Source organism: Mesorhizobium sp. M2A.F.Ca.ET.042.01.1.1 (assembly GCF_003997405.1).
Classification (GTDB): Bacteria; Pseudomonadota; Alphaproteobacteria; order Rhizobiales; family Rhizobiaceae; genus Mesorhizobium.
The window spans coordinates 1-14,731 of sequence record NZ_RZRX01000026.1 but is presented as its reverse complement, the minus strand read 5'-3'; the positions used below and the strand labels follow the sequence as shown (position 1 = coordinate 14,731).

Below are 14,731 nucleotides of genomic sequence, written 5' to 3'. Positions count from 1 at the left end.
TGCGGTTCGCAACAATCTAGGCCGATAACCGAGTTGGCGAAGCCCTTCGACGCTGAACGGTTCGTCAAATGACGAACCAGTTCTTCGAATGACACAAAGAAAGACAAAAAGCGCCGATTGCAGCGGCACAAAATTGGTGCTAGCGGAGGCGCCCATGTTCGACTTTGCCTCGATCCGGTTCGACCGACGACGAAAGGGCGCCCGCGCTTAACAAAGCGCTGACTGGCGAACGCTGCCGCTTGCAGCAAACCTTCCTCGCATACCGGAACGCAAAGACCATGAGCCTTGCCGACGTGAAATACTTGCCGGAAACCCCGGCCCATGATGCTGAAATCGAAGCCATCAACGACGAGGCCTTCGGCCCGGGCCGCTTCGTGCTTGCCGCCTACAAGATCCGCGAGTCGGGCGGGCATGACCGCTTGATGTCCTATGTCGCCGTCAAGGACGACGCGGTCATCGCGTCGGTGCGCATGACGCGCGTGGCCGCGGGCGCGGGACGCGCCATGATGCTCGGCCCGCTTGCGGTGCGCCCCGCCTTCAAGAATCTTGGCATCGGCCGCAAGCTGGTCGCGATCGCGCTGGAAGCGGCCAGGAAGGCCGGCGCGCCTGCCGTCATCCTGGTCGGCGACGAGCCGTATTATGGGCCGCTCGGCTTCAAGCGCTTCCCGCGCGGGCAGATCGCCATGCCGCGCCCGGTCGATCTCGACCGGCTGCTGCATCACGAGATCAAGCCGGGCGCCGTCGCCCGCTTTGCCGGTGAGGTTTGCCACGCCAACATGGCAAGGGTCGCGGAGTTTGCCCCGGCCCTGGCCCGTCCGGCAGCAAGCGCGTCGCTTTCGATCGAGCCGGCCATTGCGGTTGCGCCTCCCCTGCGCGCCTCGTAGCATAATCCGGAATCCTGGGAGGCTTGCATGAACCCGAACGGCCAGATCGCGATCGTCACCGGCGGAGGATCCGGGCTGGGAGAGGCGACGGCGCGCGCGCTTGCCGACAAGGGCGCCCGCGTCGCCATCCTCGATGTCGGCATCGAGCGCGCGGCGAAGGTCGCGGCCGACATCGGCGGCATTGCCGTCCAATGCGACGTCTCTAGCGGCGACAGCGCTACGGCCGCGATCGCCGAGGCGGCTGGAAAGCTCGGTGAACCGCGCATCCTGGTCAATTGCGCCGGCATCGCCATCGGCGTGAAGACGATCAGCAAGGACGGACCGCATCCGCTCGACCAGTACCGCAAGGTTATCGAGATCAACCTGATCGGCACGTTCAACATGATCCGCCTCGTTGCCGATCGGGCGGCGAAGCTCGATCCGCTTGCCGGGGGCGAGCGCGGCGTCATCGTCAACACCGCCTCCGTTGCCGCCTATGACGGCCAGATCGGGCAAGCCGCCTATTCCGCTTCCAAGAGCGGCGTCGTCGGCATGACGCTGCCGGTCGCGCGCGATCTGGCGCGCTCCGGCATTCGCGTCTGCACCATCGCGCCCGGCATCTTCAAGACGCCGATGATGGCCGGCATGCCGCAGGACGTGCAGGATTCACTCGGCGCCGCCGTGCCCTTCCCGCCGCGGCTGGGCGAGCCGGCGGAATATGCCGCTCTTGCCCTCCACATCATCGAGAACCAGATGCTGAACGGCGAGACCATCCGCCTCGATGGCGCAATCCGCATGGCGCCGAAATAGCGGGATGACCGGATCGCCGACAGGTGCCGGTGTTTCCACCGAAAGGACAGGCCCGCTTGCCGGTCTGAAAGTCATCGAGATGGCCGGGCTCGGCCCGGTGCCGCTTGCCGCCATGATGCTAGCCGAGATGGGCGCCGACGTGCTGCGCATCGAACGCGCCGATGCCGGCCAGCCGCTTCTGAACCTGCCGGAAGAATACGACCTCGACCGCCACGGCCGTTCCATCCTCAAGCTCGATCTCAAGCGTCCGGCGGGCACGGAGCTGTTGCTTCGGCTCGCGGCATGGGCCGACTTGCTTGTCGAAGGATTCCGCCCCGGTGTGATGGAGCGTCTCGGCCTAGGGCCCGATATCCTGCTCCAACACAATCCGGCGCTGATCTATGGCCGCCTGACCGGTTTCGGCCAGGACGGGCCACTGTCCGGGCGAGCCGGGCACGACATCACCTATCTCGCTTATGCGGGCCTGCTGCACGCGATCGGCAGGAAGGACACGCCGCCGGTGCCGCCGCTCAATCTCGTCGCGGATCAAGGCGGCGGCGCGATGATGCTGATCGCCGGCGCGCTCGCCGCCCTTTTCCAGCGTTCGCTGACCGGAAAGGGTCAGGTGGTCGACGCTTCGATGATCGAGGGGGCCTCAATGCTCGCCGCGCCGATCCACGCTTACATGGCGGCGGGCCTGTGGAGCGACAGGCGCGGCGAGAACCTGCTCGATTCCGGCGCACCGTTTTACGACACCTATGAGACGGCGGACGCAAGGCACATTGCCGTCGGCTGCCTCGAACCGCGTTTCTTCGGCGAATTCGCCAAGCTGCTGCCGCTCGCCGCGCATTTTGTCGGCAGCCAATATGACAAATCGTCGTGGCCCACGATGCGCGCCGCCATTGCCGAGCGGGTCAGGGAGAAAACGCGTGACGAGTGGGCCGAGCTTTTCGCTACGTCCGATGCGTGTGTCGCGCCCGTGCTGTCGCTGATCGAAGCCAGGAACCACCCGCACAATCGCGCCAGGCAAAGCTTTGTGACGTCTGGCGGGTTCGAGCGCCCCGCGCCGGCCCCGCGTTTCTCGCAGGACCCGGCAGCGGCTGCGGCAGCACCGGCCGCCGCCGATCGCGAGAGCGCAAGCATATTGACCCGTCTTGGCTTGAGCCAGGAGGAAATCGCGGCCCTTGCAAAGGCGGGTGTACTCGGCCGATAACCGGAGAATAGAAATCAACTTATCTCAGGTGAGCTTGTGACCGAACGGAAAAAAGATGTCATTCGCGAGACCGACGCCGAAGCGATCAGGCTGGCGAAAACCCTGATCCGGTCGGCGCGTTTCGGTGCGCTCGCGGTTATCGAGCCCGGCACCGGCTCGCCGCTGGCGAGCCGGGTCGGCGTCGCCACCGACATCGACGGCGCGCCGCTGATCCTGGTCTCGATGCTGTCCGCGCACACCGGTGCGCTTGTCGCCGATCCGCGCTGCTCGCTGCTGCTTGGCGAACCCGGAAAGGGCGATCCACTGGCGCATCCGCGCATCAGCCTGGCCTGCCGGGCCGTGCGGCTGGAGCGGGGATCGGCCGACCAGATCCGAGCCGAACGCCGCTACCTCAATCGCAATCCGAAGGCCAAGCTTTATGCCGGGCTCGGCGATTTCTCGTTCTTCCGGCTCGAGCCTGGCCGCGCCAGCCTGAATGGCGGCTTCGGCAAGGCCTATCTTCTCGAGCGCGATGATTTCATCACCGGCAGCGCCCTTGCGGAGGAACTGGCCGGCAGCGAGCAGGCGGCACTCGATCACATGAATGCCGATCATCGCGACGCGATTGCCCTTTATGCTCGTCACTTCGGCGGCGCCGCGGGCGACGGCTGGATGGCTACCGGCTTCGATGCCGACGGCATGGATCTCGCCGCCCCGGACGCAACCTGCAGGATCTTCTTTCCCCAGCCTTTGCAAGCCGCGCGCGAATTGCGTTCGGTGCTCGTCGAGATGGCGAAGACGGGACGCGCGGCAGAGCAAGAGCGATAGTTGATCGCGCGCCAGCGAAAGCAACGCTTGAGATTTAAACGAAATGATCTACCTTTGTTGTGGCGCTGATTCAGCGCCTATCGACATCTGAACATTGTGGAATCAGGCGCCATTGCCCCCTGGCGCCAGGATGAGCCAGGACCCTTGGGGGATCTATGATCTCAAACAAACTAATGGCCAATGCGGAATCGGCCGCCGCCTTTCTCACTCTCATGGGTAACGAAAAGCGTTTGCTGATCGTGGCCCATCTGATCGACGACGAAATGTCGGTCGGCGCCATCGCCGAAAAGGTGCAACTCAGCCAGTCCGCGCTGTCGCAGCATCTCGCCAAGCTGAGGGCGCTCGATCTCGTCGAGACCCGGCGCGACCGCCAGATGATCTACTATTCCTGCAAATCCGAAGCGGTGCGCGAATTGCTGCGTATGCTGGAAGGCATTTTCGGCGACGGCGATCTTTCGCAGATGGCCTATCGGTTGCGTCGCGCCGGGGCTTGACCCGCAGCGCCAGTGGCTCATTACCTCGCTGACCATCCTCGACGAGGCCTGTATGAACATCATCCCGATCGACGATCCTGGAGATCCGCGCGTCGCCGCCTATCTCCACATTCGCGAGCGCGACCTGGTCGGTAGGCAGGGCCGCTTCGTCGCCGAAGGCAAGGTGGTGCTGGACCTCTTGCTGTCGACAGGGCGCTTCACTGCCGAGTCGGCTCTTATCCTCGAAAACCGGCTGGCGGGCCTGCAGGCGATCCTGCACAAGGCGCCTTCGGATTTCCCGGTCTATGTCGCGGCCGGCGAGGTCATGGACCGGATCGCCGGCTTCCACATGCATCGCGGCGTCCTGGCGATCGGCATGCGCGGCGATGCGGCGCCCGCCGAACTTCTGGTGCAAGACTTGCCTCGGCAAGCCTTGGCCGTCGTCCTGGTCGGCATCTCCAATCACGACAATATGGGGGCGATCTTCCGCAATGCCGCAGCCTTCGGCGCGGACGCGGTGCTGCTGGACCGGACCTGCTGCGATCCGCTTTACCGCAAGGCGATCCGCGTTTCCGTCGGCGCGGCGCTGAAGGTTCCCTTCGCGTCCTTCAACGATACCGCAGCCTTCACCGCGACGCTCGACCGGCTTGGCTTCAGCCAATTCGCGCTCTCGCCGAGCGGATCAACCGACATCCGCGATGCGGAGCGGCCATCGAGGCTGGCGCTCTATCTCGGCACTGAAGGCGAAGGCCTGCCACAAGAGCTGCTTGCCAGACTGCACACGGTAAGGATCGCCATGGCGGAAGACTTCGACAGCCTGAACGTCGCGGCAGCTTCGGCCATCGCCTTACATCACTTTTCAAACCGGTAGCAGTCCGCGGAACGATCCGAGGGCGCCCCGCGATCGTCTCTTCAGTTGGACGAGCCGGACTTCTGCAACGCCCTCACGCGGTCGGCAAGGCTGATGCCGCGCCCATTCTGCTGCCCGTCACTCGCCAGGGCCTTGGCGATAGGGGAATCCGGCCCTTCGAGCTTCATCGTCAGATTGACGACCTCAGCCGCCAGCTCGTTCATCTGTTCGCGAAGGCCGGCGCCGGAGCGTGCGTCGCCCGCCGATTCCGGCACTGCCGTCCCCGAGTCGGCGAGATCGCTTTTCAGCCGCTTGTTCTCACGCGCCAGCGCCGTCAGCCTTGCCTCCAGCCGTTCCCGGTCGGCCTCGAGCTTGGCGATCGCCTTGTCGACATCGTCGCTTTTCGCATCCGGCCCGGCGGTCAGCCGCGCGACGCCGTTTGCCACGGCGATCTCCTTCGAACGTTCGCGCATTCGAGCAAGGTCCTTCTCGCGCCGGTCGAGCTTCTCCTCACGGTCGGCGAGCGTGGCGAGCAGTCGCTCCACCTTCTTCTCGAGCTCGGCCGTTTTCTTCTTCTCGGCCTTCAACGCTTCGCGCGCAGCCTTGCTTTCCGATGCGATTTCCTGGCTGTGGCGGTCCGCCTCCTTGCGCTGGCTCTTGAGCAACGCGATGTCGCTGGCGAGCTTTTCCAGCTCGGATTCGCGGGCAACCAGCTCGATCTGGCGGTTCGAGGACGAGAAACTGGCGTCATCATACATCTGCTCGAGCTTCTGCAGCTCCAGCGCGCGCTTCTCCAACGCCCGCTCGGCCTGCGCAAGCTTTTCCGACAGGCGGTGCAAATCTTCCTCGCGCTGCTTGAGCTCCGCATTTTTGGCCTGCAAATCGGAGAGCGCCTGGTCCTTGTCCTTCTTTTCGACCGCGAGCCCCTTCAGAGCCTCGTGCCCGCGAGCGATCTCCACCAGTTGCTCGGCCACCTTCTCCTGCAGGTTCTTGACGGTTATCTCCAGCCGGCGCGTCGTCATTGCATATTCCGCCCGGACCCGGTCCTTGTCCGCCTGGATCTCGGCTTGCGTCAGCGGCAGCGACGCCTCCAGGCGTCTGCGCGTCAGCACGACGGCCCGCCGCCAGACCGCCGGCGCGATCAGCGACACCAGGAAAACGGCGCTCAGGAAACCGAGTGCGAAGAACAGAACCGACTGGACCAAGGCGAGCTATCCACTTTGCGGAGCGGCAATCGCTGGATTGTGCCACCTTGGCATGGCGGAAATTCAACGCCGCGGCAAGAGCTTGCCGCGGCGTGATCCGCACGGTCCGAGCGATTGTAACGGGCAGAACCCGATCAGAACGGGTTCCAGGTCGGCCTTTCGGTGAGCTTCAGATAGCCGAGATTGACCCCGAGGCGGGCGCCGACGCCGGTGCGGATCGGCACCAGCAGCACCCGATTGCTCTGCAGCACGTTGAAGCCGACGCCCGCAATGACATAGGCGGAGCCCGCAACGCCGCCGAAGCGGTTGTAGAGGCTGCTGATGTCGTCGAGGTTGTAAACCAGCATCATCACCCGGGAGCCCTCGCCGCCGAAATCCCAGCCGAGCGACGGCCCTTGCCAGAATACCTTATGGTCGCCGGCGTTCTTGGTGTAGAGCGTCCCCTCGCCATAGGTCAGGCCGCCGATGAGGGCCCCTGATCCCTCCTCGCCCAGCAGGTAGCCGTTCGGCAGGCCGTAGGACGCGAATATCTTCTCGACGACCGTGGCCAAGCCACCGGATGTCTCGCCGAAGAATTTATGACCGGAATCGATGATTTCCTGAGCGGTGTACTGTTGAGCCCGCGATGCCGCGGTCGAAAGGACCAAAGCCCCCAGGAGTGTGATGGTCATGGTGAGGACACGGACGAATGTCCGGTCGTAGTATCGGGAAAACATGCTTCCAATCTCCGTCAGGGAGCACTTTCGCCGACGCCTCGCACCCTTGCGGCTCTTGGCGGCCGTTCAGGGTGGCTATCACGGGCAAACTATGCCGTAATCCTTTTTCAACCATTAAGCTCCGACACGAAGATGGCGGTTCGAAGGCTGAGCTTTGGCCCCGACCACCGGTTTTCCCCCCGTGAACGCACCATTTTCAGGCTCAGCAATTTGGATTTGTTGCTGCGCGCTCAGGCGCTGTGTATTCAGAAAGCCTTGGAAAGGCGCGTGATTCGTGTAGGCGGGCGCGAAAACGGTCGCTCGGCCATGAACAAGTGACTTGAAGCAGGGATTTCACCGATGGCCGAGCTCTTCACTCTTTCCGCGCCCGATCTCGCGGCGCTGCTTTGCAGCCGCGTCTGCCACGACATCATTTCGCCGGTCGGCGCGATCAACAATGGCCTGGAGCTGCTCGACGAAGGCGGCGCCGACGAAGACGCCATGAAGCTCATTCGCCAGAGCGCCAAAAACGCCTCGGCGCGGCTGCAGTTTGCCCGCATCGCCTTCGGCGCCGCAGGTTCCGCCGGCATGATGATCGACACCGGTGATGCCGAGGCCGTGGCCATCGCCTTCTTGAAGAACGAAAAACCGGAACTTGTGTGGAACGGCTCGCGCGCGCTGCTGCCCAAGAACAAGGTCAAGCTGCTGCTCAACCTCATTCTTGTCGCCCATGCGGCGATCCCCCGCGGCGGCAAGCTGGTGATCACGCTGGAAAATCTCGAAACCGAACCGCGCTTTTCGCTGTCGGCCAGTGGACCGATGCTGCGCGTGCCGCCGAAATTCCTCGAACTGCATTCCGGGCATAAGCCGGAGGAGCCGATCGACGCCCACTCGGTCCAGCCTTACTACACGCTGCTCCTGGCGCGCGAGGCCAACATGACGATCTCGATCCACGCGACCCCCGAAGAAATCGTGCTGACCGCTGCCTAAGAAACTACAAGTATCTTCTATTGCTAATATTTGGATTGGCAGCGCAGATCGAGCAATGCCGGCCGCGATCCATGTAACAGCGTCGTGGCCAAAAACCGCGCCACGCCCTGTTTGGAAAAACTTTACCTAACGGCTTTTCAGCTTCTTTACCAGATTGGCCTATGGTGCTCACCGGTTACCCGGAGGCTGCCGGTTCGGCAGATGGCAAAGAGGATCCGGACATGAAGCGCTGCCTTTTCGTCGATGATTCGAGCGTCATCAGGAAGGTCGCAAAACGTATTCTTGGCGGCTCGGACATCATCGTCGTCGAGGCGTCGACCGGGGTCGAGGCTACCGAAATCTGCGCCGACGGCATGCCGGACGTCATTGTCATCGACGGCGGGCTGACCGACGTCCAGGCGGTGGACCTTATTCGCCGCATCCGCGCTATGGAAGCTCCCATCAAGCCCCAGATCCTGGTCTCGCTGGTCGAGGTCGATGTGGCCGCGATCATGCGCGCCAAGCGCGCCGGCGCTCAAGGTTATCTCCTGAAGCCCTTCAACCGCGCGCAACTGCTCGAAAGCTTCCGCTTCCTGAAGATCGCCGCCTGATTCGCAGGGAGCGGGCCAACAAAAAACCCGGCTGAGCCGGGATTTTTGCTTGAAACCGTTTGGATCGCTTACGCGCTGACGCGGATATCTTCCGGTTCGCGCAGCACATAGCCGCGGCCCCACACCGTCTCAATGTAGTTCTGGCCGCCGGATGCCGCGTCGAGCTTCTTGCGCAGCTTGCAGATGAAGACGTCGATGATCTTCAGCTCCGGCTCGTCCATGCCGCCGTAAAGATGGTTGAGGAACATTTCCTTGGTGAGCGTGGTGCCCTTGCGCAGCGAGAGCAGCTCCAGCATCTGATATTCCTTGCCGGTCAGGTGCACGCGCTGACCGCCGACCTCGACCGTCTTGGCGTCGAGATTGACCACCAGGTCGCCCGTGGTGATGACCGACTGGGCGTGGCCCTTGGAGCGGCGCACGATGGCGTGGATGCGCGCCACCAGTTCGTCCTTGTGGAACGGCTTGGTCATATAATCGTCGGCGCCGAAGCCGAGGCCGCGCACCTTGTCCTCGATACCGGCCATGCCGGACAGGATCAGGATCGGCGTCTTGACCTTGGAGAGGCGCAGCGTGCGCAGGACTTCGTATCCCGACATGTCGGGAAGATTGAGATCCAGAAGGATGATGTCGTAATCGTAGAGCTTGCCGAGGTCGACACCTTCTTCGCCGAGATCGGTCGTATAGACGTTGAAGCTCTCCGATTTCAGCATCAATTCGATGCTCTGTGCGGTTGCACTGTCATCTTCAATCAGCAGAACACGCATTTCATTCCCCTTTTCTGCTGCCGGGCCGTGTCACGACCCGTCCGGGACCCGGAGCAGTGATTGCCTGAACAGAAGGTGCCACCGACTGGTTAACAAATCCTAATTTCGTGTCATCCACGATACCAGATTTTTTAACCCCTTTCTACACCCACTTGAATCTAATAACGAATCACAGACGCAAACCGCTAATGCACCACATCAAAAAGTCAGCCTAAGTGACTCCAGAGACTCGCTGGCCCGGGCTTCCGCCGAGAGCCGGAATTTTTACCCGGCCTTAAGTCCTCGCCCGTATGATTAACAATGCCCGTAAACGAATGGTTACCGCCGGCGAAAATCTTTAGGGCTTTGTTTCCTATAGCCCAGGGAAAGCCGGGGGAAACGGGCGGGGCTTGGATCGTTCCGGGCGGACTGGACGGTATTGCAGGTGTGCGTTTGCGGAGTATCGAATCATGAAGTCACGTGAAAACCTCGTTCGGCTGAAGCAATTTCAGGTGAATGAGAAGCGGCGGCAGCTCTTGCAGTTGGACATGATGATCGCCGAGTTCGAACGCATGGCCGTCGAGCTGGAAGCGCAGATCATCGCCGAGGAGAAAAAAGCCGGCATCACCGACATCAACCATTTCGCCTATCCGACCTTCGCCAAAGCGGCCCGCCTTCGCCGCGACAACCTCAGGAATTCACAAAGCGACCTCGCCCAGCAGCGAAGCACTGCCGAATCATTACTCGGCGAAGCTGAAGCGGAGCTTTCCAAAGCGGAGATGCTGGAATCGCGCGACACAAAGGTCCGCGACGCCGAAATAGGCGGCCGCAGCGCCATGATCGGCTGATCGCCGGCATATTGCAGTCATTGCGGCAGACATGTCGAGCCGGAGGCATGCCGCCGGCAGCTTCAGCACCGCCAGCCGGTCGAATCAGCCCTCGCCGCCTGCTTCAGGACACGGCCATCTCGTCATGATCAGCCGATGCCCGGGCTCGGGCTTCCTTGATTTCCGGCGCATGCTCTTCGGCCCATGAGCGTATCTGGCTGAGCAGCCCCGCCAGGTTCTGGCCAAGCTCCGTGAGTTCATACTCCACGCGCGGCGGAATGACGGGAAACACCTCGCGCCGCACAAGACCGTCGCGCTCCAGCACACGCAGCGTCTGGGTCAGCATCTTGGGCGTGATGCCTTCCATCTTGCGTGCCAGCTCGCCATTGCGCAGCCTGCCGCGCCGCAGTGCGCAGACGGTAAGATAGACCCACTTGCTGGCAAGCATCTCAAGCACGGTGTGCGACGGGCAGGTGCGCCGGAATGCGTCGTAACCGAGCGGTGAAATGTCCTCACTATCCATAAGGTACCTATATATCAAAAAGGTGCATACTCGACAATCAGCTATTAGTATCCAAAAGATAGCGGCACATCCACTTGAACAGGAGGCGTTCATGCGTGCCGTTATCCAAACTTCCGTCGGCGGACCGGAGGTCCTTTTCGTCGCAGAGCAGCCAGACCCCGCGCCCAAGCCCGGCGAGGTGCTCGTGCGCGTCAAGGCGGCGGGCATCAACCCGGTCGACGGCGCCGTGCGCAGCGGTTCCTACCCACTGCTCGGCGAGCCGCCCTTCATTCTCGGCTGGGATATTTCAGGAACCGTCGCCGCGCTCGGCGCCGGCGTGACCGTCTTCAAGGTCGGCGATGAGGTGTTCGGCATGCCGCGCTTTCCCAAGCAGGCTGGAGCCTATGCCGAGCTTGCCGCGGCGCCGGCGGACGAGTTGGCCGCGAAGGCTGCGGCCATCGACCACGCGCATGCCGCGGCCTTGCCGCTCGCTGGCTTGACGGCCTGGCAGGGCCTCATCCGCCACGGCCACCTTCAGGCGGGCCAACGCGCGCTGATCCATGCCGGTGCCGGTGGCGTCGGCCATCTGGCGGTGCAGATCGCCAAGGCGCGCGGCGCCTATGTCATCGCCACGGCCAGCCCGGGCAAAACCGATTTCGTCCGCGCGCTCGGCGCCGACGAGGTGATCGACTACACCAAGGATGATTTCACGGGGAAAGTCGGCAATGTCGATCTGGTTCTGGATCCGATCGGCGGCGACCATGCCGACCAATCGCTGGCAGTTCTGCGTGACGGCGGCGTTCTGGTCTCGCTGCTCAATGTTCACGATGCCACCAGGGCGAAGGCCGGCGCGCGCGGCATCCACGTCGAGCGCATGTCCGTGGTGCCCGACCGCGATGGCCTGGTCGAGCTTGCCAGGCTGGTGGATGCAAGCAAGCTCTCGCCCCATGTGGCGAAGACCTTCCCGCTCGACCAGGCGGGAGCAGCACATGCTTTTCTGGCCACGCGGCCGATCGGCAAGCTTGTGCTGACGGTCTGAGGTTTTACAAAAGCGAAAAGGGCGCGGAACATCGCGCCCTTTTCGTTAATGTCTATCCAGCCTAGTGCCGGTATTGCTGGATCCGCGTGGTGCGCAGCCCGGCAAGGCCGTATTCGTCGATCGATGCCTGCCAGGATAGAAATTCTTCGGTGGTGAGCTTGTAGCGCTGGCAGGCTTCCTCGAGGCTGAGCAGGCCGCCACGTACCGCTGCGACGACTTCCGCCTTGCGCCGGATAACCCAGCGCCGCGTGTTCGTCGGCGGCAGATCGGCGATGGTAAGAGGGCTGCCGTCGGGCCCAATAACATACTTGACTCTAGGTCTAACCAGATCGGTCATCGTACTCTCTACTAAAAACTCAAAGACCCAATCCCCGCCACAGTACCGCCACAGCTTTAAAAATTGCCTAAGCGAACCCTAATCACTAGGTAAGGATCGTGAACGCCCGGTTAGGATATCGTTTAGAATTTGAAACACCGGCCTCCAGGTCCTGAAATTGCCGGTAATTTCGTCCTGGGCCGCAAGCTGGCGCAGACGTGGCGCTTGACCTATATTCCGGCCATTGGCATTGAGCGCCGCACAGTGAAAGCACCATGAACAGCCTCGACCTCCCTCGCCGCCCAGAAGAAACCCGCGTCGTCGTCGCGATGTCGGGCGGTGTCGATTCGTCCGTGGTCGCGGGCATCCTGAAGCGCGAAGGCTATGACGTCGTCGGCGTGACGCTGCAGCTCTACGATCACGGCGCCGCCACCCATCGCGCCGGTTCGTGCTGCGCCGGCCAGGACATAGACGACGCCCGCCGCGTTTCCGAAACGCTCGGCATTCCGCATTATGTGCTCGACTATGAGGAGCGTTTCCGCAAGGCGGTCATCGATCCCTTCGCCGAGAGCTACGTCGCCGGCGAGACGCCGATCCCTTGCGTATCGTGTAATCAGACGGTCAAGTTCGCCGACCTCCTGGCCACCGCGCAGGATCTCGGCGCCGACGCCTTGGCCACCGGCCACTACATCCGCTCGCGCGCCAACGGCGCGCATCGGGCGCTCTACCGGCCGGTCGACGCCGACCGCGACCAGAGCTATTTCCTGTTCGCCACCACGCAGGCGCAGATCGATTATCTGCGGTTTCCCCTCGGCGGCCTGTCCAAGCCGCAGGTCCGCGCCATTGCCGAGGAGATGGGGCTGACCGTCGCCGCCAAGCAGGACAGCCAGGACATCTGTTTCGTGCCGCAGGGCAGATATTCCGACATCATCGCCAAGCTGAAGCCCGCGGCCGCCAACCCAGGCGACATCGTCCATATCGATGGCCGCGTGCTCGGCCGCCACGAAGGCATCTTGCGCTACACGATCGGCCAGCGCCGCGGCATCGGCATCGCCTCCGGCGAGCCGCTCTATGTCGTCCATCTCGACGCCGACCGGGCGCGCGTCATCGTCGGCCCGCGCGAGGCGCTGGAGACGCACAAGATCTATCTGCGCGCCATGAACTGGCTTGGCGACGGGCCGCTGTCGGACGTACCGGCAGGCGGCATCGAGCTCTTCGCAAAAGTCCGCTCGACCAGGCCGCCGCGTCCGGCCGTGCTGCATCACCGCAACGGTGTGACGTCGGTCGAGCTGGCCGACGGCGAGTCCGGCATCGCACCCGGGCAGGCCTGCGTGCTCTATTCCGACGACGGCAACGAGGCGCGGGTGTTCGGCGGCGGTTTCATCGAGCGTTCCGAGCGTGGAGCCGAGGCCGAGTCCATGCTGTCCAGGCTTGCGGCAAGGCCGGCGCAGATTCCCGCCGAGTAATCTTCGTATCCGTCAGCTGCCAAGTCCGTTCAGGCGGGCGAGCCCATATGGATCACCGTACCGGCGGTGAGGATGCGCAGCACCCGGATCGCTTCCTCGCCGTCGGTGCGCGGCTCGGCGCGCGTCTCGATGCATTGCATAAAATGGGCAAGCTCGCGCGTCAGCGGCATGCCCTCTCCGACCGGCACGTAGGAGGGCTCATTGGCCGTGAACGCCCACTGGCCGCTGTCCTGCCAGACCGCGTGGCGGTAGACGGCAAGCTTGCGCTCCCAGGGCTCGACGTCGTCGAACACCGCCATCGCCTTGGTGCCGACCACCGTCAACCGCCGCTCGCGATAGGGATTGAGGCGCGAGGCGAAGAGATGGCTGCGCAGGCCGTTCGGGAAGCGCATATGCAGATGCGCGAAGTCGCTGAGATTGTCGAGCAGCGCCGCTCCCTCGCCCCTCACCTCGATCGGCTCGGTGCCGGTGATGGCGAGGATCATCGACAAATCGTGCGGCGCAAGGTCCCAGAGCGCGTCGTTCTCGGTGTGGAACTTGCCGAGGCCGAGCCGGTGCGAATGGATGTAGCGCACCTCGCCGAGCTCGCCATTGTCGATCAGTCCCTTCAGCGTCTCGAAGGCCGGATGGAACCGCAGCACATGGCCGACCATGAAGACACGGCCATTGTCCTTGGCCGCCTTCACCGCGCGCTCGGCATCGGCGACCGTCAGCGCGATAGGCTTCTCCACCAGCACGTCCTTGCCGCTTTCGACGGCCCGCACGGCGGTGTCGGCATGGAATTGCGGCGGCAGCGCCATGACGATAGCGTCGATATCGTTTCTCTCGAACAGCCTGTCCGGCTCGATCGCCATGCAGTCCTGCTCGCTGGCGAAACCTTCGGCGCGGGCGCGGTTGACGTCGGAAACGGCATAGAGCGCGCCAAGCGCCTTAAGGGTGCGGATATGGTTGCTGCCCCAGTATCCGCAACCGAGGACGGCGATGCGCGGCTTCATTCGTTCAAACTCTAGAATTTCATTGCCGAGACATAGCGACGTGCCCCGCCGAACTCAACCCCGGCACAGGCCCTGAGTGTCTGTCCGGCAAAGCTTTTCTGGGACGAGATTATACGGGCTGGATTATGCCGGGCGTGTCGGCATCATCCAAGCTTGACAGGCTCACCCTCCCAACCTTATATCCGCGCGACCTTGGCGAACGCCTCGCGACGCCCGTCCATTCAGGACGGTTTTCCGGGCCATTTGCCACCCTGGCGGGGTAGCTCAGTTGGTTAGAGCACGGGAATCATAATCCTGGGGTCGGGGGTTCAAGTCCCTCTCCCGCTACCACTTCAAACCCACTATCGGGTTCGACGGCCGCACCATAG

General features: G+C 63.1%; 17 protein-coding genes and 1 tRNA gene. 12 read left to right on the top strand and 6 right to left on the bottom strand.

Annotation, left to right across the window (positions count from 1 at the left end; genetic code table 11):
- The first annotated feature begins 278 nt into the window (after positions 1 to 278).
- From EOA23_RS06300 to EOA23_RS06275, 6 genes are all read left to right on the top strand, one after another.
- Positions 279 to 884 (top strand): N-acetyltransferase, encoded by a 606-nt coding sequence (locus EOA23_RS06300; protein WP_127303255.1) that lies wholly within the window; start codon positions 279 to 281, stop codon positions 882 to 884.
- A 27-nt stretch (positions 885 to 911) separates the two neighbouring features.
- The gene (locus EOA23_RS06295; protein ID WP_127303254.1) at positions 912 to 1,673 is read left to right on the top strand and encodes a 3-hydroxyacyl-CoA dehydrogenase; all 762 of its coding nucleotides are present in this window, start codon (positions 912 to 914) and stop codon (positions 1,671 to 1,673) included.
- 4 nt (positions 1,674 to 1,677) lie between these two features.
- Complete coding sequence (locus EOA23_RS06290) at positions 1,678 to 2,865, top strand: CaiB/BaiF CoA-transferase family protein (protein WP_127303253.1); 1,188 nt, start codon at positions 1,678 to 1,680, stop codon at positions 2,863 to 2,865.
- Between the two features lie 36 nt (positions 2,866 to 2,901).
- Complete coding sequence (locus EOA23_RS06285) at positions 2,902 to 3,672, top strand: HugZ family protein (protein ID WP_127303252.1); 771 nt, start codon at positions 2,902 to 2,904, stop codon at positions 3,670 to 3,672.
- Positions 3,673 to 3,827: 155 nt separating this feature from the next.
- A complete protein-coding gene (locus EOA23_RS06280; RefSeq protein WP_126059678.1) occupies positions 3,828 to 4,166 on the top strand; it encodes a metalloregulator ArsR/SmtB family transcription factor in 339 nt (112 codons plus the stop codon).
- Positions 4,167 to 4,218: 52 nt separating this feature from the next.
- Positions 4,219 to 5,016: an RNA methyltransferase gene (locus tag EOA23_RS06275; RefSeq protein WP_127303251.1), complete on the top strand. Its 798-nt coding sequence runs from the start codon at positions 4,219 to 4,221 to the stop codon at positions 5,014 to 5,016.
- Between the two features lie 41 nt (positions 5,017 to 5,057).
- Here EOA23_RS06275 and EOA23_RS06270 read toward each other — a convergent pair whose 3' ends face one another.
- Entirely contained in the window at positions 5,058 to 6,200 is a 1,143-nt protein-coding gene (locus EOA23_RS06270; protein WP_127303250.1) for a hypothetical protein, read from the bottom strand.
- 134 nt (positions 6,201 to 6,334) lie between these two features.
- Positions 6,335 to 6,871: an EipA family protein gene (locus EOA23_RS06265; RefSeq protein ID WP_245463440.1), complete on the bottom strand. Its 537-nt coding sequence runs from the start codon at positions 6,869 to 6,871 to the stop codon at positions 6,335 to 6,337.
- 384 nt (positions 6,872 to 7,255) lie between these two features.
- On the opposite strand from EOA23_RS06265, the gene EOA23_RS06260 reads away from it, so the two are divergent.
- Both EOA23_RS06260 and EOA23_RS06255 read left to right on the top strand, forming a co-directional pair.
- Entirely contained in the window at positions 7,256 to 7,885 is a 630-nt protein-coding gene (locus tag EOA23_RS06260; protein ID WP_042640350.1) for a histidine phosphotransferase family protein, read from the top strand.
- A 221-nt stretch (positions 7,886 to 8,106) separates the two neighbouring features.
- A complete protein-coding gene (locus EOA23_RS06255) occupies positions 8,107 to 8,475 on the top strand; it encodes a response regulator (protein WP_126064597.1) in 369 nt (122 codons plus the stop codon).
- Between the two features lie 68 nt (positions 8,476 to 8,543).
- Here EOA23_RS06255 and ctrA read toward each other — a convergent pair whose 3' ends face one another.
- Positions 8,544 to 9,239: a cell cycle two-component system response regulator CtrA gene (ctrA, locus tag EOA23_RS06250; RefSeq protein ID WP_006203583.1), complete on the bottom strand. Its 696-nt coding sequence runs from the start codon at positions 9,237 to 9,239 to the stop codon at positions 8,544 to 8,546.
- Positions 9,240 to 9,688: 449 nt separating this feature from the next.
- On the opposite strand from ctrA, the gene EOA23_RS06245 reads away from it, so the two are divergent.
- Positions 9,689 to 10,066 (top strand): flagellar export protein FliJ, encoded by a 378-nt coding sequence (locus tag EOA23_RS06245; protein ID WP_127303271.1) that lies wholly within the window; start codon positions 9,689 to 9,691, stop codon positions 10,064 to 10,066.
- Positions 10,067 to 10,169: 103 nt separating this feature from the next.
- Here EOA23_RS06245 and EOA23_RS06240 read toward each other — a convergent pair whose 3' ends face one another.
- Positions 10,170 to 10,568, bottom strand: coding sequence for a helix-turn-helix domain-containing protein (locus EOA23_RS06240; protein WP_126059675.1), 399 nt, complete (start codon positions 10,566 to 10,568; stop codon positions 10,170 to 10,172).
- Positions 10,569 to 10,659: 91 nt separating this feature from the next.
- Between EOA23_RS06240 and EOA23_RS06235 the strand changes: the two genes are divergently transcribed.
- On the top strand, positions 10,660 to 11,586 hold the full coding sequence (locus tag EOA23_RS06235; protein ID WP_127303249.1) for an NADP-dependent oxidoreductase: 927 nt from the start codon (positions 10,660 to 10,662) through the stop codon (positions 11,584 to 11,586).
- Between the two features lie 61 nt (positions 11,587 to 11,647).
- Here EOA23_RS06235 and EOA23_RS06230 read toward each other — a convergent pair whose 3' ends face one another.
- Positions 11,648 to 11,923 (bottom strand): DUF1153 domain-containing protein, encoded by a 276-nt coding sequence (locus tag EOA23_RS06230; protein WP_006203587.1) that lies wholly within the window; start codon positions 11,921 to 11,923, stop codon positions 11,648 to 11,650.
- Between the two features lie 254 nt (positions 11,924 to 12,177).
- Here EOA23_RS06230 and mnmA point away from each other — a divergent pair, with 254 nt between their 5' ends.
- Complete coding sequence (gene mnmA, locus EOA23_RS06225; protein WP_127303248.1) at positions 12,178 to 13,368, top strand: tRNA 2-thiouridine(34) synthase MnmA; 1,191 nt, start codon at positions 12,178 to 12,180, stop codon at positions 13,366 to 13,368.
- Positions 13,369 to 13,397: 29 nt separating this feature from the next.
- On the opposite strand, the gene EOA23_RS06220 is transcribed toward mnmA, so the two are convergent.
- Positions 13,398 to 14,363: a Gfo/Idh/MocA family oxidoreductase gene (locus EOA23_RS06220; RefSeq protein WP_127303247.1), complete on the bottom strand. Its 966-nt coding sequence runs from the start codon at positions 14,361 to 14,363 to the stop codon at positions 13,398 to 13,400.
- 253 nt (positions 14,364 to 14,616) lie between these two features.
- Between EOA23_RS06220 and EOA23_RS06215 the strand changes: the two genes are divergently transcribed.
- Positions 14,617 to 14,693: transfer RNA gene (locus tag EOA23_RS06215), tRNA-Met, on the top strand.
- Positions 14,694 to 14,731: the final 38 nt, after the last annotated feature.

Coding starts and splice junctions, on each gene's coding strand:
- ctrA (WP_006203583.1), bottom strand. CDS start 9,239: ATGCGTGTTCTGCTGATTGAAGATGACAGTGCAACCGCACAGAGCATC.
- EOA23_RS06230 (WP_006203587.1), bottom strand. CDS start 11,923: ATGACCGATCTGGTTAGACCTAGAGTCAAGTATGTTATTGGGCCCGAC.
- EOA23_RS06280 (WP_126059678.1), top strand. CDS start 3,828: ATGATCTCAAACAAACTAATGGCCAATGCGGAATCGGCCGCCGCCTTT.
- EOA23_RS06240 (WP_126059675.1), bottom strand. CDS start 10,568: ATGGATAGTGAGGACATTTCACCGCTCGGTTACGACGCATTCCGGCGC.
- mnmA (WP_127303248.1), top strand. CDS start 12,178: ATGAACAGCCTCGACCTCCCTCGCCGCCCAGAAGAAACCCGCGTCGTC.
- EOA23_RS06295 (WP_127303254.1), top strand. CDS start 912: ATGAACCCGAACGGCCAGATCGCGATCGTCACCGGCGGAGGATCCGGG.
- EOA23_RS06300 (WP_127303255.1), top strand. CDS start 279: ATGAGCCTTGCCGACGTGAAATACTTGCCGGAAACCCCGGCCCATGAT.
- EOA23_RS06260 (WP_042640350.1), top strand. CDS start 7,256: ATGGCCGAGCTCTTCACTCTTTCCGCGCCCGATCTCGCGGCGCTGCTT.
- EOA23_RS06290 (WP_127303253.1), top strand. CDS start 1,678: ATGACCGGATCGCCGACAGGTGCCGGTGTTTCCACCGAAAGGACAGGC.
- EOA23_RS06275 (WP_127303251.1), top strand. CDS start 4,219: ATGAACATCATCCCGATCGACGATCCTGGAGATCCGCGCGTCGCCGCC.
- EOA23_RS06235 (WP_127303249.1), top strand. CDS start 10,660: ATGCGTGCCGTTATCCAAACTTCCGTCGGCGGACCGGAGGTCCTTTTC.
- EOA23_RS06255 (WP_126064597.1), top strand. CDS start 8,107: ATGAAGCGCTGCCTTTTCGTCGATGATTCGAGCGTCATCAGGAAGGTC.
- EOA23_RS06245 (WP_127303271.1), top strand. CDS start 9,689: ATGAAGTCACGTGAAAACCTCGTTCGGCTGAAGCAATTTCAGGTGAAT.
- EOA23_RS06265 (WP_245463440.1), bottom strand. CDS start 6,871: ATGACCATCACACTCCTGGGGGCTTTGGTCCTTTCGACCGCGGCATCG.
- EOA23_RS06220 (WP_127303247.1), bottom strand. CDS start 14,363: ATGAAGCCGCGCATCGCCGTCCTCGGTTGCGGATACTGGGGCAGCAAC.